The 19,153-nt window shown below is 69.1% G+C and carries 20 protein-coding genes; 11 read left to right on the forward strand and 9 right to left on the reverse strand.

What is annotated here, in order from left to right:
• Positions 1-6: 6 nt before the first annotated feature.
• The 7 genes from Q0A34_RS07785 (at position 7) to Q0A34_RS07815 (ending at position 7,050) form a co-directional block, all read left to right on the forward strand.
• Positions 7-624 (forward strand): TlpA disulfide reductase family protein, encoded by a 618-nt coding sequence (locus tag Q0A34_RS07785; protein WP_291479456.1) that lies wholly within the window; start codon positions 7-9, stop codon positions 622-624.
• The gene (locus Q0A34_RS07790) at positions 617-1,405 is read left to right on the forward strand and encodes a cytochrome c biogenesis CcdA family protein (protein ID WP_291479429.1); all 789 of its coding nucleotides are present in this window, start codon (positions 617-619) and stop codon (positions 1,403-1,405) included. Before Q0A34_RS07785 ends, Q0A34_RS07790 begins: the two co-directional genes overlap by 8 nt.
• A gap of 59 nt (positions 1,406-1,464) precedes the next feature.
• The gene (locus Q0A34_RS07795; protein WP_291479430.1) at positions 1,465-3,237 is read left to right on the forward strand and encodes a cytochrome c biogenesis protein ResB; all 1,773 of its coding nucleotides are present in this window, start codon (positions 1,465-1,467) and stop codon (positions 3,235-3,237) included.
• Positions 3,238-3,325: 88 nt separating this feature from the next.
• Complete coding sequence (gene ccsB, locus Q0A34_RS07800) at positions 3,326-4,444, forward strand: c-type cytochrome biogenesis protein CcsB (RefSeq protein ID WP_291479431.1); 1,119 nt, start codon at positions 3,326-3,328, stop codon at positions 4,442-4,444.
• Position 4,445: 1 nt separating this feature from the next.
• A complete protein-coding gene (gene rfbB / locus Q0A34_RS07805) occupies positions 4,446-5,516 on the forward strand; it encodes a dTDP-glucose 4,6-dehydratase (protein ID WP_291479432.1) in 1,071 nt (356 codons plus the stop codon).
• Positions 5,517-5,551: 35 nt separating this feature from the next.
• On the forward strand, positions 5,552-6,241 hold the full coding sequence (locus Q0A34_RS07810; RefSeq protein ID WP_291479433.1) for a hypothetical protein: 690 nt from the start codon (positions 5,552-5,554) through the stop codon (positions 6,239-6,241).
• A 53-nt stretch (positions 6,242-6,294) separates the two neighbouring features.
• Positions 6,295-7,050: a hypothetical protein gene (locus Q0A34_RS07815; RefSeq protein WP_291479434.1), complete on the forward strand. Its 756-nt coding sequence runs from the start codon at positions 6,295-6,297 to the stop codon at positions 7,048-7,050.
• Between the two features lie 12 nt (positions 7,051-7,062).
• Here the strand turns inward: Q0A34_RS07815 and Q0A34_RS07820 are convergent, their stop codons facing one another.
• Positions 7,063-8,343, reverse strand: a complete 1,281-nt coding sequence (locus Q0A34_RS07820; protein WP_291479435.1) for an acyl-CoA desaturase — start codon at positions 8,341-8,343, stop codon at positions 7,063-7,065.
• Between the two features lie 36 nt (positions 8,344-8,379).
• The gene (locus tag Q0A34_RS07825; RefSeq protein ID WP_291479436.1) at positions 8,380-9,501 is read right to left on the reverse strand and encodes a 2Fe-2S iron-sulfur cluster-binding protein; all 1,122 of its coding nucleotides are present in this window, start codon (positions 9,499-9,501) and stop codon (positions 8,380-8,382) included.
• Between the two features lie 124 nt (positions 9,502-9,625).
• Between Q0A34_RS07825 and Q0A34_RS07830 the strand changes: the two genes are divergently transcribed.
• Both Q0A34_RS07830 and rfbA read left to right on the forward strand, forming a co-directional pair.
• Positions 9,626-10,294, forward strand: coding sequence for a dTDP-4-dehydrorhamnose 3,5-epimerase family protein (locus tag Q0A34_RS07830; RefSeq protein WP_291479437.1), 669 nt, complete (start codon positions 9,626-9,628; stop codon positions 10,292-10,294).
• Entirely contained in the window at positions 10,294-11,169 is an 876-nt protein-coding gene (gene rfbA / locus Q0A34_RS07835; protein WP_291479438.1) for a glucose-1-phosphate thymidylyltransferase RfbA, read from the forward strand. Before Q0A34_RS07830 ends, rfbA begins: the two co-directional genes overlap by 1 nt.
• A 28-nt stretch (positions 11,170-11,197) precedes the next feature.
• Here the strand turns inward: rfbA and Q0A34_RS07840 are convergent, their stop codons facing one another.
• Complete coding sequence (locus tag Q0A34_RS07840; RefSeq protein WP_291479439.1) at positions 11,198-11,692, reverse strand: hypothetical protein; 495 nt, start codon at positions 11,690-11,692, stop codon at positions 11,198-11,200.
• Between the two features lie 261 nt (positions 11,693-11,953).
• Between Q0A34_RS07840 and Q0A34_RS07845 the strand changes: the two genes are divergently transcribed.
• Positions 11,954-12,256: a DUF4229 domain-containing protein gene (locus tag Q0A34_RS07845; protein WP_291479457.1), complete on the forward strand. Its 303-nt coding sequence runs from the start codon at positions 11,954-11,956 to the stop codon at positions 12,254-12,256.
• 155 nt (positions 12,257-12,411) lie between these two features.
• Here the strand turns inward: Q0A34_RS07845 and Q0A34_RS07850 are convergent, their stop codons facing one another.
• From Q0A34_RS07850 to Q0A34_RS07875, 6 genes are all read right to left on the reverse strand, one after another.
• Complete coding sequence (locus Q0A34_RS07850; RefSeq protein WP_291479440.1) at positions 12,412-13,293, reverse strand: 1,4-dihydroxy-2-naphthoate polyprenyltransferase; 882 nt, start codon at positions 13,291-13,293, stop codon at positions 12,412-12,414.
• 33 nt (positions 13,294-13,326) lie between these two features.
• Positions 13,327-14,508, reverse strand: coding sequence for an AMP-binding protein (locus Q0A34_RS07855; RefSeq protein WP_291479441.1), 1,182 nt, complete (start codon positions 14,506-14,508; stop codon positions 13,327-13,329).
• A gap of 51 nt (positions 14,509-14,559) precedes the next feature.
• Positions 14,560-14,961, reverse strand: a complete 402-nt coding sequence (locus Q0A34_RS07860) for a hypothetical protein (RefSeq protein ID WP_291479442.1) — start codon at positions 14,959-14,961, stop codon at positions 14,560-14,562.
• A 154-nt stretch (positions 14,962-15,115) separates the two neighbouring features.
• Positions 15,116-15,430 carry a hypothetical protein gene (locus Q0A34_RS07865; protein ID WP_291479443.1) on the reverse strand — a complete coding sequence of 105 codons (315 nt, stop codon included), beginning with the start codon at positions 15,428-15,430 and terminating at the stop codon, positions 15,116-15,118.
• Between the two features lie 2 nt (positions 15,431-15,432).
• Positions 15,433-16,794 carry an inorganic phosphate transporter gene (locus tag Q0A34_RS07870; protein WP_291479444.1) on the reverse strand — a complete coding sequence of 454 codons (1,362 nt, stop codon included), beginning with the start codon at positions 16,792-16,794 and terminating at the stop codon, positions 15,433-15,435.
• A gap of 312 nt (positions 16,795-17,106) precedes the next feature.
• On the reverse strand, positions 17,107-18,051 hold the full coding sequence (locus tag Q0A34_RS07875; protein ID WP_291479445.1) for a 1,4-dihydroxy-2-naphthoyl-CoA synthase: 945 nt from the start codon (positions 18,049-18,051) through the stop codon (positions 17,107-17,109).
• Between the two features lie 22 nt (positions 18,052-18,073).
• Here Q0A34_RS07875 and Q0A34_RS07880 point away from each other — a divergent pair, with 22 nt between their 5' ends.
• A complete protein-coding gene (locus Q0A34_RS07880; RefSeq protein WP_291479446.1) occupies positions 18,074-19,141 on the forward strand; it encodes an o-succinylbenzoate synthase in 1,068 nt (355 codons plus the stop codon).
• Positions 19,142-19,153: the final 12 nt, after the last annotated feature.

The raw sequence follows: 19,153 nt of genomic DNA on the forward strand, positions 1-19,153 counted from the left end.
TCGGTGATGAACGTGAGACTACAGGGACGGCGGACGGCGGCGGCCGTCCTGACGGCGTCGCTGGCACTCGGCCTGTCCGCCTGCGGTGAGAGCAACACCGCCGGGACGGACGCGGTGGCCCAGGGCGGCACCTTCGAGTTCGTCTCCCCGGGCGGACAGACGGAGATCACCTACGACGAGGCGGACCGCGAACCCGTCGGCGACCTGCAGGGCGAGTCCCTGATGGAGCCGGACGAGACGGTCGGCCTCAAGGACTTCGAGGGCCAGGTCGTGGTGCTCAACTCCTGGGGCCAGTGGTGCGGTCCGTGCCGAAGCGAGGCAGACGACCTGGAGCGGGTCCAGCAGAAGTTCGAGGATCACGGCAGCGGCACGATCCTGGGCATCAACGTGCGCGACTCGGTGGCGGACAAGGCACGCGACTTCGTCACGGACAACGGGATCAGCTACCCGTCGATCTACGATCCGCCGTTCAAGTCCGCCCTCGCCCTCGGCGGCCTGCCGGCGTCGGTCATCCCGACGACGATCGTGCTGGACAAGCAGCACCGTCCCGCGAAGGTCTTCCTCCGCGAGATCAATGACGACGAGCTGTGGGCGGCCGTGGAGCCGCTGCTCGACGATGAGTGAGCTCGGCACCGCGTTCTCCGACGCGGTCACCACCGGGCCGATCCTGCTGGCACTGCTCGCCGCGGCCGTGGCCGGACTCGTCTCCTTCGCCTCGCCGTGTGTGATCCCGCTGGTGCCGGGCTACGTCTCCTATCTCGCCGGCGTCGTCGGTGCAGACACCGAGTACACCCGCGAGGGCACCGTGGTGACCGCCCGTCGCGGCCGTGCGGGCGGCGCCGCACTGCTGTTCGTGGCCGGATTCACCGTGGTCTTCGTCCTCGCCTCGACGACGGTATTCGGGGTGGTCGGTGCGCTGCAGATCAACCAGGAGACGCTGATGCGTGTCGGCGGTGTGGTCACGATCGTCATGGGCATCGTCTTCATGGGGTTCATCCGCCCGCTCCAGAACGACACACGCATGGCGCCGAAGCGCTGGTCCACCCTGGGCGGCGCACCGCTGCTCGGCGGGGTCTTCGCCCTGGGCTGGACGCCCTGCCTGGGCCCCACCCTCGCCGCGATCATCTCCGTCTCCGCGGGGACCGAGGGCATGACCGCCGCGCGTGGTGTCGTCCTCATCATTTCCTACTGCCTGGGCCTGGGACTACCGTTCGTCCTTGTCGCCCTGGGCTCCGCCAGGGCACTGCGCGGGGTCGGCTGGCTGCGGAGGCACTCCCGCACCATCCAGATCGTCGGCGGTGCACTGCTGGTCCTCGTCGGCATCCTGCTGGTCTCCGGCCAGTGGGCGCTGTTCGTCGACTGGATCCGTCAGGGCGTGGTGTCGGACACCACGCTGCCGATCTAGGAATCAACCCTAGGAATCAACCCTAGGCATCAACCGAAGTCCTCTCCCGAAAGGTCCCCATGATCCGCTGGTTCCTGCGTCTACCGAAACGGGCCTGGCAGTGGCTGACCCGTATGCGGACGGCACTGGTCCTGCTGTTCCTCCTCGCCCTCGGTGCGGTGCCCGGCGCCCTGCTGCCGCAGCGGTCGCTGAACGCCGGCAACGTCACCGAGTACATCGAGAACAACGGCCGGATCGGTGAGATCTACGACAAGCTCGGGCTGTTCGACGTCTTCAGCTCCACCTGGTTCGCGGCGATCTACGTCCTGCTGTTCCTCTCGCTGATCGGCTGCATCCTGCCGCGCAGCTGGGACCACTACAAGGCACTGCGCACCCGGCCGCCGTCGGCGCCGAAGCGGCTGACCCGGATGCCGAACTTCGTCGAGGGGACCGTCGAGGCGCCGGCGGGGGAGGTGCAGGACCAGGTCACCCGTCGTTTCCGCAGGTGGCGCGGCGGCGCGACCGAGGCCGCCGACGACCGGGCAGGCCGGTGGTCGTTCGCCGCCGAGCGCGGTTACCTGCGGGAGGCCTCCAACCTGGTCTTCCACCTCTCCCTCGTCGGCATCCTCGTCGCGGTGATGGCCGGACGCCTGGTGTACTACGAAGGCCAGGTCATCGTCGTCACCGGGACGGACTCCGCCAGCTCGCAGTTCTGCAACTCGGCGGTCGCCAACTTCGACTCCATGCGCTACGGCCCGCTCTTCGACGGCACCACGCTGACACCGTTCTGCGTGAACGTGAAGAACTTCGAGGCGGAGTACCTGCCGTCCGGGCAGGCCACCAGCTTCTCCTCGGACATCGACTACGCCGAGGGTGACCGGGCTATGCTGCCGACCGAGGACTGGGACAAGACCCAGTTGCGGGTGAATCACCCGCTCAACGTCGACGGCGACATGGTCTACCTGCAGGGGCACGGCTACGCGCCGACCTTCACGGTGAAGTGGCCCAACGGTGAGGAGCGTACCGAGACCATTCAGTTCCGTCCGGACGACCTGACCAACTTCCTGTCGTCCGGCGCGGTCAAGATGGACCCTCCGGCGGGCATGTACGAGGACCTCTACGACCGCCGGCAGAACCAGCTGGCGATCCAGGGGCTGTTCGCGCCCACCGCGGAGTTCTCCGGGGAGAACGACGCCCTTCTGACCTCGAGCTACCCGGCGATGAACGACCCGGCCGTGGCCATCGACATCTACCGTGGCGACACCGGGCTCGACGCCGGCACAGGCCAGGACATCTTCTCGCTGGACTCCAACCAGCTGCACAGCGGTGCCCTACAGAAGCTCGACCGGGTCAACCTGATGCAGGGCGAGTCGGTGACGTTGGACGACGGCACGGAGATCTCCTTCGACGGTGCCGAGGAGTTCGTGAACCTGCAGATCAGCCGCGATCCGACGACCCCGTTCGTCCTCGGGTTCGCGATCCTGATGCTGGTGAGCCTCGTCGGCTCGCTGACGATCAAGCGTCGCCGTTTCTGGGTGCGTGTCACCGACAACGGTGACGGCACCACCCACCTGCAGATCGCCGGCCTGGCGCGCACCGACTCGGCGGGCTGGGGACGCGAGTTCAACCGCGTGGCCGAAGAACTGCTCCACCTGGACGAGGAGGAGCTCGACGAGGAGTTCGACCAGACCGACAGCGAGTGGGAGGACTGGGAGGACGAGCTCGACCGCGAGATCCAGCGCGAGGTGGACTCCGGTGAGCTCGCCGACCGGTCGGACCTGTCGGACCGGTCGGACCGGCCAGATCAGCAGGGTCAGGGGGACGGTCCGGAAGACCGTCCTGAGGAACGCTGAACCCCTGCTCACTTTTGGTTTCGGGCGCGGGCGCCCAGTAACGTGGGCCGTGTTACGGCCCAGTCATCATCGACGGAGGAACTGACGGATGGACATCCACGACCTCAATGAAGGGCTGGCGGACTTCTCCGACCTTGCCTACACCACCACGGTGGCGCTGTACCTGCTCGGCCTCGCGGTCTCGCTGGTGTTCTACGGGATGTACCGGTCCGCCACGGAGACCCGTCGCGAACGGGCCCGCATCCTCGGTGAGAACAAGGCCGGGCGCGACCGCGAGAAGGTCGCCGTCGCCGCCGGGGCTGTCGCCGCCGACACCGAAGGTGGCACCGACGACAAGGACCTCGCCGACGGTGGCAGCCACGACGTCTCGGGAATCGCCACCGGTTCGCTCAGCGAGGACGAGCTCCCCGAGCGGTTCCAGGTGGAGTCCATCCGTGAACGCTTCCGCCGGACCGACCGCTGGGGTGGCATGGCGCAGGCCGTGATCTGGCTGGGTGTGGCCATGCACGTCCTGTTCGTGGTCGTGCGTGGCCTGGCCGCCAACCGGTTCCCGTGGGGCAACCTCTTCGAGTACGTGTCCGTGGTCTCCGCGGTGTCCATGGTGATCGCCTGCTACGTCCTGAGGCGTAAGGCCATGCGTGTGCTGTGGCCCTGGATCCTCACCCCCATCGTCCTGCTGCTGTTCTACGCCGGCACCGAGCTCTACGCCGACGTTGCGCCGGTCGTGCCCTCGCTGAACTCCTACTGGTTCGTCATCCACGTCTCCGTGGTCTCCGTCGGCGGCGGGATCGGCCTGGTCTCCGGCATGGCCTCCCTGCTCTACGTGTTGCGCCGCGCCCAGCCGCGCGGGCAGGAGAAGGGTGTCCTCGGGGTGCTGGCCACCCCGCTGCCGGACGCCTCCAAGCTGGACGCCCTGGCGTACCGTGCGGCGATCTGGACTCTGCCGGTCTTCGGCCTGGGCGTGATCTTCGGGGCGATCTGGGCGCACGCCGCCTGGGGCCGGTTCTGGGGCTGGGACCCCAAGGAGACCGTCTCGCTGATCACCTGGATCCTCTACGCCGCCTACCTGCACGCCCGGGCGACCCCGGGTATGCGTGGCAAGCCGGCGGCGTGGATCAACGTCGTGGCCTTCGCGACGATGGTCTTCAACCTCTTCTTCATCAACATCGTCGTCTCGGGTCTGCACTCCTACGCCGGACTGAACTGACATGACGCAGCATCCTGACCGCCGGATCACCCACCTGCTGGTGACCGGCGGTGCCGGTTTCATCGGCGCCAATTTCGTCCACCGCACTCTCGCCACCCGTCCGGAGGTGGGTATCACCGTCCTGGACGCGATGACCTACGCGGCGAACCCGGCGAACCTGGCCGGGGTGACCGGGCCGGACGGTGTCACACTGACGGAGGGGGACGTCTGCGACGCCGTCCTCGTCGACGGTCTCGTCGCCGCCCTGGGCCGGGACGCCGAGGCCGCCGGGGGAACCGCCGCGGTGGTGCACTTCGCCGCGGAGAGCCACAACGACAACGCCCTGCGGGACCCCCTGCGGTTCGTCCGCACCAACACCGAGGGCACCGGCGTGGTCGCGGAGGCCTGCGTGCGCCACGGGGTGCACCTCCACCACGTCTCCACCGACGAGGTCTTCGGTGACCTGCCCCTGGACGGCACAGACCGTTTCACGGTGGACACCCCGTACGCGCCGTCCTCGGTGTACTCGGCGTCGAAGGCGTCCGCCGACCACCTGGTCAGGGCGTTCGTGCGCAGCCACGGTCTCAGTGCCACGATCTCCAACTGCTCCAACAACTACGGGCCGAGGCAGCACCCGGAGAAGTTCCTGCCGCGCCAGATCACCGGGCTCATCGACGGTGAGACCCCGCGGCTCTACGGCGCCGGGGACAACGTCCGCGACTGGATCCACGTCGACGACCACAATGACGCGGTCTGGACGGTCCTGGAGCACGGGGAGTCCGGCGGGACCTACCTGATCGGGGCGGACGGGGAACGCACGAACCGGGAGTGCGTGGAGGCGCTGCTGGAGCTGTTCGGGCGCGACCCCGGTGACGTGCTCCACGTGACCGACCGTCCCGGGCACGACCGCCGCTACGCCATCGACCCGTCGTCGATGACGTCGTTGGGGTGGACGCCGCGCTACACCGACTTCTCCGCGGGGCTGGCGGACACGGTGCAGTGGTACCGGGACAACCGTTCGTGGTGGGAGGTCAGCAGGAAGGACGCGGAGGAGAGCTACCGGGACACCGAGGAAGTCATCGCCCGGAGTTGACCTGGGAGGACGTCGCGTAGGGTAATCTCCCTCACATGACTGATTTCAAGAAGTGGAAGCTCGCACTTATCTCAGGGCTGGCTGTTCCTGCGCTCGCGTTGACCGCATGCTCCTCCGACGACGGGGACTCCTCCGCGACGGAGTCCGGCTCGGCGTCGGACAGTGACTCCGACACCAGCTCCGACGTGACCTTCGAGGGGGCGCCGGACGGGTTCGAGCTCACCGCCCCGGGGAGCAAGCTCTCCCTGGACGAGACCGGCCACGTGGTGACCAAGCACCGGGAGGGGCCGACCCGGTTCTGGGACATCACCCCGGGCGAGATGCGCGACCTGCCCGCCGACGCCGCGGAGCTGGAGGACGGCAACGAGGACGTCGACCACTTCGTCTGCGTCGACTACGACATGACCTACCTGGGGGAGGGGTCGGACGGCACGAACCCCGAGGACGCCACTCCCGTGCCCGAGCCCTCGGTGAGGGCGATCGGCGACGACGGGTACGGTGCCAACTCCATCTTCATGGACATGTCCAACACCTGCGGGATCCACGAGTCCGACGAACTGCCCTCGACCGCCGATTCCCTGGAGGTCGGCAAGGTCTACAAGGACTCGATCCTCAGCTTCGTCGCCAAGGACGAGAACTCGGGTGTGAGTCCCACGGGTCTGAAGTTCAGTTTCTCCGTGGAGTCCCCGGAACTCGAGGGTGCCGAGGACATCTACTGGAACTGACCCCGTACGGGTGTCTGTGACCGCCGGTGCGTCGCGACGATAGGCTTCGTGGCATGACTGTGTCGCAGAAGTGGAAGTGTGCCGCACTCGCCGTCGTGACGGTACCGGCCCTCACCGTCGTCGCCTGCTCCGTACCCGGTGACGGGGGCGACCCCGCACCGACGGACACCTCCGGCGCTGCGGTGTCGCAGGAGGCGGAGGAGACGGACAGCGCAGAGGGTGCAGGGGGGATGGCGGAGTTCGTGTCTGCCCGGTTGCCGGACGCCGTCGTTGACGGCGCACCTGACGGGGTGGAGCTGTCGGAGCCCGGAACCACCCTGTCCTTCGGAGAAGCCGGTTACGTGGTCACCGGCACGGTCGACGCACCACGGTACTGGAAGGTGACGGCGAAGGAGCCGGAGAAGATCGGTGCCGACGAGGTCCCGCTGACCGACGACGCGAACGACGACGTCGACACCTTCGTGTGCCTGACCTACACGGTCACACTGCTGGAAGCGGAGGACGCCGCAGAGCCGCCCGAGAACCCGGACCCGCCCACGGCGCCGGAACTGGTCCCGGTGGACGACAAGGCCCACGAGGCCAACAGAGTGGTCCACGGAGGGACTGAGCAGTGCGGCGTCGACGGGGAGGACACCCTGCCCGCCGAACCCGCGGACGTGGAGCCGGACACCGGCTACACCCGCGCGGTGCTCAGCTACGTCGACAAGGACCCGCGCCGGGGGATCAGTCCGACGGGGATGGCCTTCACCTACGACCTCGACGGGGCGGTGGAGGACCGGGGGGAGAATGACCCGGTCGTCTGGGACTGACCTGGCAGCCTGTCACGCCAGGAACTTCGGGCGTGCCTTCTTCAGCAGGGCCAGGCCCTTCTTCAGCTGACGGTGCCCGGTCTGCTCCGCGATCTCCGGGTTGTCGGTGAAGGCGGCGTCCGACCGGACCTCAGGGGCGTTCGACGGGTCGGCCCGCAGCATGGAGTTCGGGAGGGAGAGCTTCAGCAGTGTGCGCTGGACCTGCAGCAGCTGCTTCGGGAAGCTGTCGGTGTTGTAGGGCAGCCCGTACTCGTCGGCGATGCTCTCGACCTCCCTGCTGATCTCCGCCAGGTGGTTCGACGGCATGTCGGGGAAGAGGTGGTGCTCGATCTGGTAGTTCAGGTTGCCGGACAGGACCGACAGCACCGGGCCGCCGCGGAAGTTCGCCGAACCGAGCATCTGGCGCAGGTACCACTCGTCCTGCGTCTCCTCGCTGAGGGTGCGGCGGGTGAAGGTCTCGACGTCGTCGGGGAAGTGCCCGCAGAAGATCACGGCGTAGGCCCACACGTTGCGCATGAGGTTGGCCATCAGCGCGGTCTTCAGGGCGGCGCCGGCGCGACGTTTCGCCCCGGCCGCGCGGGAGAGCTTCCGTCCGCCGATGGAGCCGGGGAACAGGAAACCGGTGGCGGCGGCGATGGCGGGGAAGCCGATGTAGTCCTTGCCGAACTGCCGGCCGGTCTTCCGGGCGGCGGCGATCAGCCGCGGCCGGGTCTCCTCCCAGCTCTGACGTCCGGTGAAGTACCGTCCCAGTTCCACGTCGTAGAAGCCGACGGCGAGCTCGAACAGGCTGGCCAGTACCACGTTGACCAGTGGCTGCATCAGTGCCTGCGGGGTCCACGCCCGGTCCCGGGTGACGCGCAGGATGCCGTATCCCACGTCGTTGTCCATGCCGATGATGTTGGTGTAGGTGTGGTGGACCACGTTGTGGGAGTGCTTCCACCCCGACGACGGGCCGGTGTTGTCCCACTCCCAGGTGGAGGAGTGGATCTCCGGGTCGTTCATCCAGTCCCACTGCCCGTGCATCACGTTGTGGCCGATCTCGAGGTTCTCGAGGATCTTGGCCAGGCCGAGCATCATGCCCGCCGGGACCGCCACGGTGGAGGAGGTGGCGGTGGCTATGCGGGCGATGAGGTCCAGGGCACGCTGGGTGCGGATGAGGGTCTTGATGTAGTCGGCGTCGCGGGCGCCGAGGGACTCGCGGTGCGCCTTCTCGATCGCCGACAGCCGGCGACCGATGTCACGGACGTCCTCGTCCGACAGGTGGGCGTAGGCGGTGATGTCCTGTACAGCCATGGTGTGTGTCGCTCCTTCTGGAGATGGGTGTGGCGGTCAGTTGCCAGCGAGGTGGACGTACCCTGACGGGACGCTGCAGCAGGTGCGGATCTGTTCACCGGGGCCGTAGGTGGAGCCGTCCCGCAGGTCCACGGCGGTGCCGTCGGTGATCGGTGTGACACATGTCCGGCAGATGCCCATCCGGCACCCGTGGACGAGGCTGACACCGCAGTTCTCCGCGGCGTCGAGGATGGTCGTCGACCCGGTCGAGGTGGTGACGACTCCGCTGTCGCCGAACTCGATCTCGCCGCCGAGCTCCGCGGGGTCAGGTGAGGTCCCGGCGTTGCCGGACGCGGCGCCCTGGGCGTGGAAGGTCTCGGTGTGGATGTCGGGGATGGTCTCGGCGAGCGCCTCGAGCAGTGGGCCGGGACCGCAGGCGAACACCTCGCGGGACTCCCAGTCCGGGACGGCGCCGGTCACGTCCTGCACGGTCAGTCGGCCGTCCTGCGAGGAGTTCCACATGGTCAGCCGGTAGGACGGTGCCGCGTCCGCGAGTGCGTCGAGTTCGTCGGCGAAGGGCTCCGGCGGGCGGGGACCGCGCTCACTGTGGATGTGGACGACGTCCGGCCAGGTCTCCGGCGTGTTCTCCTCACGGAGCCAGCGCAGCATGGACATCACCGGGGTGATGCCCGCGCCGGCGGTGACGAACAGGAGCCGTGCGGGCAGTGGGGAAGGAAGGTGGAAGTCCCCGCCGGGGGCGGTGAGCCGGATGATCTGGCCGACGGTGGCGTGCTCGGCGAGATGGCCGGAGACCTCCCCGCCGGGGACGGGCTTGACCGTCACCGTGAGCGTCCGGGAACGGCCGTGCCCCGAGCGGACGGGGGCGTTGGTCAGTGAGTAGCAGCGCCAGCGCCACCGTCCGTCGATCTCCAGGCCCAGGCCGATGAACTGGCCCGCGTGGAAGATCGCGGCGATGCCGGGGCCGGGGGAGATGGTCAGGGTGGTGTAGCCGCCTTCGCGGGTCACCGCCGTGATCCGTCCCCGCACCTCGCGGCCGCGCAGCGGGTCGAAGAGACCCGCGTAGTCGGCGGGGGTCAGTGGGGTGGTCAGTTTCCTGAGGGCAGGCGTGAGTGGTTTCGTGGCACGTGCCACGACCTTCCCGAGTCGCACTTTGTTCATCACAAGGACATTACAGTCAAGAAGATATGTGTTTCAAGATAAAGGAGCTGGGAAGATGCTGGTGATCGGCCCGTGGGGGCGTCTCTGACGTCCGCCGGGGCACCATGACGTTAGGCTGGTGGTCATGAACGAGATCACCGACCTGGAGATTCCGGGCGCCTGGGTCGCCGAACCCCGCGTCTTCGCCGACGACCGGGGCACCTTCCACGAGTGGTTCCGCGCCGACGTCGTCGCCGACAAGCTCGGACATCCCCTCGACATCCCGCAGGCGAACCTGTCGACCTCGCGGGAAGGGGTGGTCCGCGGGATCCACTTCGCCGACGTGCCGCCGGGACAGGCGAAGTACGTCACCTGCGTGGCGGGCCGCGTCATCGACGTCCTCGTGGACCTGCGACGTGGTTCGCCGACCTACCTGAGGCACGTCGCCGTGGAACTCTCCGCGGAGAAGCGCAACGGCGTGTACGTCCCGATCGGGGTGGGCCACGCCTTCGGCGTCCCCGCCGGCGCCGGTGGGGCGACGGTGAGCTACCTCGTCTCCGAGGGGTACGACCCGCAGGCCGAACACGCCGTGACCCCGTTCGACCCGGAGCTCGGCATCGACTGGGACGCCCTCGGCGTCCCGGCCGCCGACGCGGTGCTCTCCGACAAGGACCGGGAGGCGCCCACCGTGGCGGACATCGGGCGCGACGGCCCGGCACTGCCCTCCTGGAACGAGTGCCGGGGATGGGAGAAGGAGCTGCGGCTGGCCTGGGAGCAGGCGCAGGACGACGCGGAGAACTGGGAGGGCGAGTGATGCGGGGCATCATCCTGGCCGGTGGCACCGGATCCAGGCTGCGCCCCATCACCCTCGGGGTGTCCAAGCAGCTCGTCCCGGTCTACGACAAGCCGATGATCTACTACCCGCTGAGCACACTGATGCTGGCGGGGATCCGCGAGATCCTGGTCATCACCACCCCCGAGGACAACGGCCAGTTCCGCCGGTTGCTCGGTGACGGGTCGCAGTTCGGCGTGAGCATCGAGTACGCCGTCCAGGACGCCCCCAACGGCCTGGCGGAGGCGTTCGTCCTCGGCGCCGACTTCATCGGTGACGAGCCGGTGGCACTGGTGCTCGGCGACAACATCTTCTACGGTGCCGGCCTGGGGTCCCAGCTGCGCCGGTTCCACGACGTCGAAGGGGGTGCGATCTTCGCCTACTGGGTCGCCGACCCGTCCGCCTACGGGGTGGTGGACTTCGACGAGAACGGGAAGGCCACTTCGCTGGAGGAGAAACCGGCCGACCCGACCTCGCACTTCGCGGTGCCGGGCCTGTACTTCTTCGCCCCGGACGTCGTGGACGTCGCCCGGTCGCTGGAACCCTCTGCGCGGGGCGAGCTGGAGATCACCGACGTCAACCGGGCGTACCTGGAGCGCGGTGAACTCCAGGTCGAGATCCTCCCCCGTGGAACGGCCTGGCTGGACACGGGCACCGTGGACAACCTGATGGCCGCCGGTGACTTCGTGCGCACCATAGAGGAACGCCAAGGGCTGAAGATCGGCTGTCCCGAGGAGGTGGCGTGGCGCATGGGCTACCTCAGCGACAGCCAGTTGGCCGAGCGGGCCGCCTCCCACGGAGCGTCGGCGTACGCGGGGTACCTGAACACACTGCTGAGACGGGGCAAGGACGTCTGAAGCGTCTGAAGCGTCTGGAGCGGGGTTCTCAGCCCTGGGAGCCGGCTTCCCCGTCCTTCTTCTCCTGCGGGCCGCCGGAGCCGGACGGGCCTGAGGGGTCGGAGGATCCGGAGGAGCCCCGGGAGCCCCTGTTGTCGCGCGCGTCCCCGGTCCCCGTGCTGTCGGGGGTGCCGGGATCGGTGTCCGGGGTGCCGTCGGCCTGGGCGGACGGTGAACCGCTGTCCCCGGCGGTCTTCCTGTCGTCCTTCCAGTGTTCACCGCGCCGGGCCCGGTCCACGGCCTCCTGTTCACGTCTCTCCGCCTCGCGCTGGGCCTTGAAACGTTCCTTCTTGATGTTCCACAGGAAGTCCGGGTCGTCGTCCGGCCCCTTGGTCGTGACCTCCGGCTTCCTCTGACGGCCCAGCGTGGGGAACTGCGTGTTCTGCTGCGGGCGTGACGCGGTGTTCCACGTCCTCGGCCCGAATGCCTTCCACAGAACGATGACCGTGACGATCACGAGCACAACGATCACTAGACGTCCCATTGTTGTCGACCTCCTGTCGGCGTAGGGGTGGTCGGTGTCGGACCGACGTGTCTTCCTCCATGCTAACCACCTGCGGGCGCCGAGTCGATCAACGGGTGTGAATAGCGTTCAGCGAAGGGAGTGGGCCGGGAGCGAACAGGGGCCGGCGGGGTTTGGGGCCGTGGAGCGCGGGGTCGTAGAGTGGGGGCCGTGGACGAGAACAACAGCAGTTCAGACAGCACAGTCGACCCGGGTCGTGCGGTCGGCACAGGCGGAGCCGACCTGACCCCGGGCAGGCTTCCGGCGCGGGCGTGGCGTGACATCGCGCTGTACGGGCTGGCCAGGGTGCTCGTGTTCGTCGTCCTGACCGTCGTCATCCAGTCGGTGGCCATCCTCATGGGGATGGGGCAGTCTTTCCCGCTGCTGATGAGCGCGCTGCTGGCCCTCATCGTGGCCCTCCCGTTGTCGATGCTGCTGTTCAAGAACCTGCGTCTGCGCGTCAACGAGCAGATCGCCGTCCGGGACGCCGGGCGGCGGGCGCACAAGGAGCAGATGCGGGCGCAGCTCGAGGAGCGGCTGGACTGACTGCCGAATCCTGTCGAATCGGCGGCCGGGACCTTCCCGCGAACGGGTCCGGCCAACAAGCCTCATGCAGTGAGCAACCCCGTAGGTCGGTATGAGCGACCTACGGGGTTGCTCCGTCAGCACAAGGGCGGGTTGTGCCGCCGGATGTCCGCTGATCACTCCAGCAGCATGGCGACGAACATCGTCAGCGACCAGACCAGCATCGCCCGTCCGGTGAGCCCGAGCACCGGGATGAGGTCCTTCCCGCCGGCGCCCCGCACCACCGGGAGGGCGGCCACGAACAGCAGCGGCACAGCGGCCAGGGAGATCAACGCGGCGATACCGGTCGCCGAGACCGCCACGGTGACGAGCACCGACACCGACACCAGCGCCACGTACAGGACCCTGGTCGGACGGTCGCCGAGGATCACCGCGAGAGTGGTCTTGCCGGCCTCCCGGTCCGTGGGGATGTCACGCAGGTTGTTGACCAGGTTCACCGACGCAGACAGGCTCCCCACTCCCACGGCCAGCAGCAGACCCACCCAGCTGACGGTCCCGGACTGGGTGAACTCGGTTCCGGTGACCGCCACCAGGCCGAAGAAGACGAAGACGGCGACCTCGCCCAGCCCCCGGTATCCGTAGGGGTTCTTCCCGCCGGTGTAGAACCAGGCGCCGAGGATGCACAGGGCCCCGACGAGGACCAGCCACCACGCCGACATCAGCGACAGGATCACCCCGGCCACCCCGGCGACCCCGAAACTCAGGAACGCCGCGTACTTCACCCGCTCGGGCGGGACCAGGCCGGAGCCGGTGAGGCGTAGTGGCCCGGTCCGGTCGTCGTCGGTTCCGCGGATGCCGTCGGAGTAGTCGTTGGCGTAGTTCACCCCGATGATCAGTGCCATGGCGACGACCCCGGCGAGGACGGCACGGACCCAGGACGCCTGCCCGTCGTGCACGGCGGCGGCCGTGCCGGCGAGGACCGGGGCGACGGCGTTGGCCCAGGTGTGGGGGCGCGCGCCGGTCAGCCAGTCGCTGGGGGTGGCGGTGTTCTCGGACAAGGGCGTCTCCTGACGGGGTGCCTCGGGGGGTTCTCAGGCCTCCAGCCTAGTCCGCAGTTCGTCGCGGACAGCCCGACGGTCCACCTTGCCCGGCCCGGTGGTGGGCAGGCGCCGGGTGCTCAGGACACGGCGGGGGATGAGGTGGGCCGGCAGTCCGGCGTCCTTCATGGCGGCGCGCAGCTGTGCCGTGCGTTCGGCTGGGGTGTCGGTGGGGATCTCGACGAGCGCGGTGACTGCCTCGCCCCAGTCGGAGTCCGGCAGCCCCACGACACAGGCGGTGAACCCCAGGTCGCCGAGGGCGGTCTCCACCTCCTCGGGCAGGATCTTCATGCCGCCGCTGTTGATGGCGCCGTCGGCCCGTCCGCGGACGGTGAGTACGCCGTCCTCGATGCTGCCGAGGTCGCTGGTGCGGAAGGTGCCGCGGACGGGGAAGGCGTCGTCCTCGACGGGGCCGGAGACGTTGCGGTAACCGTCGGCGACGGTCGGGCCGGACAGCAGGACGCGTCCGGACGCGTGGTCGACCGACACCCGGGTCCCGGGCAGGGCACGTCCGTCGTAGACCATCCCGCCGGCGGTCTCCGACGAGCCGTAGGTGAGGACGACCCGGATGTCCTGGCCTAGTGCGGCGTCAGCGAGGGCGGGGCTCGTCGCGGCCCCGCCGACGAGGACGGCGGCGTACTCGCGCAGTGCCGCGCGGCCCCGGTCGTCCTCCATGAGGCGGTGCAGCTGGGTCGGGACGAGGGAGGTGTGCAGGTCCCCCGTCGGGTGCGCGGACCGCAGTGCGGCGGTGGCCTGCGTGAAGGCCTCCGCTGTGAACCGTCCGCCGGGGAGGACGGTGGGGGAGTGGCCGGCGTGGAGGGACCGCAGGATGACCTGGAGTCCGGCGATGTGGTGCGGCGGCAGTGCCAGGAGCCAGGGGCCGGTGCCGGTGCCGTGGCGTGCGGCGAGGTAGGCGGCGGTCGCCTCGGCGGAGGCGGTGAGGTTCCGGGTGCGCAGGCGTGCGCCCTTGGGCTGGCCGGTGGATCCGGAGGTGCACGCGATGAGGGTGCCGGGCGGCTCATCCTCGGAAGCGGCCATCTGTGAGAGGAGTTCCCGGGCCTGGCCCGGGGCCGTGGGGAGCACGGCGCGGCGTCCGGCGAGGAGGTCCTCCAGCACCGGGACGGCGTCGGCGACGCTCCGTGGGTCGAGGTCGAGGGGGAGTGCTTCGAGCTTCACGACGACCACGCTACGCCGGACGGCGGTGGCGCCGTGGTGTGACCGGCCGTGTCAGGCCAGCAGTCCGAAGGCAGCGACGGCGGTGCAGGCCGCGGTGGCCTCCGCGGTCGTGGGACGACGGCCTGTCAGGGAGCGGAACGCGGCCCGGACCTCCTGAGGGGTGGCGGGGGTTCGGCCTTCGTCGACCAGCAGGCCCACCACGTCGACCGCGTCGGTGCCCGCGCCGAGGTCGGCGGGGGAGAACACCCTGATGTTCGGTCCGGTGTGCTCGGGCCGGACGTCGCGGCGGAGGGTGATTGTCGCCTGGGCAGCCTGGGCAGCCTGGGTGGAGCGGGTACCGGGCAGCACGCCGAGCACGGTGCTGTCGGTGGCGCTGTGAACTCCGGTGCCTGGCCTGCGGTACCAGTCGAAGAGCCGGACCAGCGGCCGGGTGATGGATGTCGGGTACTGCACGGGCTTTCACTTCCTTCAGGCGGGTCGGCGCCGGGGCGGCGGGACGGACGGACAATACGATGACGATCTCCCAGAGATGGTAGATACAAACAATGGGAGTCGTCAAGTATTATCTGTTTTTACCCTGCGTGAAGCGACTTTCTGGCGTGTCGTGTCAGTGTCCGCCGGCCTGGCCGGCGGTGCCGAAGACATCCCAGCCGAAGGCGGTGTAGATCCGGCCCTGGGTGATCCAGAGCAGCCCGAGGAGGATCGACAGGGCGATCACGCCGAAGATGACCACGGCGGCGGTGCGGCGCCACGGGGCGGTGCGCGTCGCGGCACCGTCAGCGCCGTCTGCACCGGCAGCACCGGCAGCGCCGTCTGAGGCGGGGACCCACAGCCGGATGCCGACACCGAAGAGGATCGGCAGCCCCGCGCCCAGCACGAGCCCCGCGAGGGTGACCTGGAGCAGTGATTCGAGGATGGTCATGGTCAGTTCTCCCTGCTGGTCGCGGTGGAGTGTGCTGCGGAGGTGTCGAGGACGGTGGCCGGGTCGCCACGTCCCAGGCCCGGGTCGTCGACGGTGCCGGCCTCGGTGGCAGGGCCGGCGCCGGCGAGGGCGTGGACCAGGGTGTCGGCGGAGTCGGTGTCGGAGGACGGGGCCGACGCCGTCGGGGAGGCCGTGTCAGGGGTCAGTCCGTGCTCGTCCCAGTCCTCGTTGACGTTGTCGGCGTGCACCGGCTGCTTCCGGGCCTTGTACACGATCAGGCCGACACCGGTGGCGAGGATCAGGAAGGAGAACAGTGAGCCGACGGCCATCGACGTGGCTTCGGCGACGAGGTTGGACAGGGTCCAGACCAGCCAGGAGACTGCCGCGGCGAGGGGCAGGGTGGTGATCCAGGCGATGCCCATCCGGCCGGCGACACCCCACCGGACCTTCGCTCCCGGCTTGCCCACGCCGGAACCGAGGATGGAGCCGGTGGCCACGTGGGTGGTGGACAGCGCCATGCCCATGTGGGCGGAGGTCAGGATGATGGCGGCGGACGAGGTCTCGGCGGCCATGCCCTGCGGGGAGGTGATCTCCACCAGGCCCTTGCCCAGGGTGCGGATCACGCGCCACCCGCCGGCGTAGGTGCCTGCGGCGATGGCGATCGCGCAGCTCGCGGTGACCCAGAAGGGCATGTCTGCGGCGGCGTCCAGGTTCCCGCTGGCGACGAGGGCGAGGAAGATCACGCCCATGGTCTTCTGCGCGTCCGAGGTGCCGTGGGCGAGGGCGACGAGTGAGGCTGAACCGATCTGACCGAGGCGGAACAGGTTGTCGCGCTCGCCTTCGCGGGTACGGCGGGTGAGCTTGAACACCCCGGCGGTGCCGACGGCGGCGACCAGGCCGGCGATCACCGGGGCGGCCAGGGCGGGGACGATGATCTTCTGGAGCACGCCGTCCCACACGACACCGGAAATGCCGAGGGCGGCGATGGCGGCGCCGATCAGGCCGCCGAACAGGGCGTGGGACGAGCTGGAAGGCAGGCCGAAGAGCCAGGTGAAGAGGTTCCACAGGATGCCGCCGATGAGGCCGGCGAAGACGACGAGGAGGAGTTTGTCCGCCTCGGCGACGACGCTGAGGTCGAAGTCCTCGAGGTTCACGATCCCGTTGGCGACCGTCTTGGCGACCTCCACCGAGAGGAAGGCCCCGACCAGGTTCAGCAGGCCGGCGAGGGCCACGGCGGTCTTCGGCTTCAGCGCTTTGGTGGCGATGGAGGTGGCCATCGCGTTGGCGGTGTCGTGGAAGCCGTTGGTGAAGTCGAACGCCAGGGCTGTCCCGATCACGAGCAGGAGGATAAGAAGCTCAGTCACATCATGTGAATATTCCGCCTGTCGGCGGAAACGTCTACTCCCTGGAAACGCGCGGGGGTGAAAAACGGGGGTATATACTATTCACTTAAGTGGCGCTGTCGTCGGGAAAACCGCAGGTCGCCGACAATGCCGTCGGTGCCACTGACGGCGGAGCGGGTAAACAGTGGGTGAATTCAAGGGAAAATCCCGAGTTGTGCTAGAGGAATGACCTGCGCGGTACGTGCGGGGCCGGACGAATCGTTGACACACCCCACGGTCGCCAGCTGCCTCGGAGTGAAATCTCCGCGGATTCCCAAGATTCATAGCTTCGTCTCAGTAGTAGTAGGGGAACTCGTCCCAACGCGGCGCCCGCTTCTCCAGGAAGGAGTCACGGCCCTCCACGGCCTCGTCGGTCATGTACGCCAGGCGGGTCGCCTCGCCGGCGAAGACCTGCTGCCCCATCAGACCGTCGTCGGAGAGGTTGAAGGCGAACTTCAGCATGCGCTGTGCCGTGGGGGACTTGCCGTTGATCGCACGCGCCCACTCCACGGCGGTCTGCTCCAGCTCGGCGTGGTCGGCGACCTCGTTCACCGCGCCCATCTGCATCATCCGTTCCGCGGAGTAGGACCGGCCCAGGAAGAAGATCTCACGGGCGTACTTCTGGCCGACCTGCTTGGCCAGGTACGCCGAACCGTAACCGGCGTCGAAGGAGCCGACGTCTGCGTCGGTCTGCTTGAACCGCCCGTGCTCACGCGAGGCGACGGTCAGGTCGCAGACCACGTGCAGGCTGTGCCCGCCACCGGCGGCCCAGCCGTTGACCACGGCGATGACGACCTTCGGCATCGTGCGGATCAGGCGCTGCACCTCGAGGATGTGCAGCCGTCCCCCCTCCGCCTTCACCCGCGCCTCGTCCACCTTGTCGGCGGTCGCCGCGGTGACGTCGCCGTCATGCTCGGTGGCGTACTGGTACCCCGACCGGCCGCGGATGCGCTGGTCGCCGCCCGAACAGAACGCCCACCCGCCGTCCTTCGGGCTCGGGCCGTTCCCGGTCAGCAGGATGGTGCCGACGTCCGGGGAGCGCCGGGCGTGGTCGAGCGCCCGGTACAGCTCGTCGACGGTGTGCGGACGGAAGGCGTTGCGCACCTCCGGCCGGTCGAAGGCGATACGCACGATGCCGTTCTCACGTCCGTCGCCCGCGTGCCGGTGGTAGGTGATGTCGTCGAAGTCGAAGCCGGGGACCTCGCGCCACTGGGAAGGGTCAAAAGGATTGTCTGTCATGTCACCATCGTAGGGTGTGGGCATGCAGCCGTCTGACCGTCCCGCCGAACCTGTCACACCGGACCTGTCGGAACTCGCCGACCGGGCCCGGGTCGTCACCTGCCCCCTGCGTGTCCCGTTCCGTGGCGTCACCGAACGGGAGCTGATGCTCGTGGAGGCTCCGTCTGGGTGGGTGGAGTGGGCGCCGTTCCTCGAGTACGGGCCGCAGGAGTCCGCCCGGTGGCTGCGCAGCGCCGTGGAACTGGGCTGGGGGCGTCCCCCCGCACCGACGCTGTCGTCGGTCGAGGTCAACGCGACCGTCCCCGCCGTCGACGTGGCGGCAGACCCGGAGGCGGTCGCCCGCCTGCTGGAACGCTACCCGGGCTGCACCACCGTGAAGGTGAAGGTCGCGGAGAAGGGGCAGACCCTCCAGGACGACCTGGCACGCGTGCGTGCGGTACGGGACGCCCGGCCCGGCGTCGCCGTCCGCGTGGACGCCAACGCGGGCTGGAGCGTGGACGAGGCCTTCGCCGCCGCCCGGGCGTTGACCGACCCCGCGCGTGGCGGTGGGCCGCTGGACTACATGGAGCAGCCCTGCGCCACCGTCGCCGAACTGGCCGAGCTGCGTCGCCGACTCGGCTCGCGGGGGATGATGGTCCGCGTCGCCGCCGACGAGCTGATCCGCAAGTCCGGCGACCCGTTGGCGGTGGTCCAGGCGGGCGCCTGCGATGTCGCGGTGCTCAAGGCGGCACCGTTGGGCGGGGTGTCACAGGTCCGGGCGATCGCGGAGGAGGTCGGACGCTACGGAGTGGCGGTGACGGTGTCCTCGGCCCTCGAGTCCGCGGTGGGCATGTACGCCGGGATCCTGGCCGCGGCGACCCTGCCGGGCTACACCGACGACGAGGACATGGTCGTGGCACCCCAGGCGGCGGGACTGGCGACGGGGTCGCTGTTCGCCGAGGACGTGTGCGCCCCCCGCGAGATCGTGGACGGGCGGCTCACCGTGGAGCGGCTCAGCCCGGACCCGGACCGGCTGGAGTCACTGGAGGCGCCCGCGGCACGCCGGGACTGGTGGCTGGCGCGTCTCGCGGACGCGCACCGGTACCTGTAGGCGCAGGTGGTG

Source organism: Corynebacterium sp. (assembly GCF_022712195.1).
In the GTDB taxonomy this organism is placed as follows: Bacteria; Actinomycetota; Actinomycetes; order Mycobacteriales; family Mycobacteriaceae; genus Corynebacterium.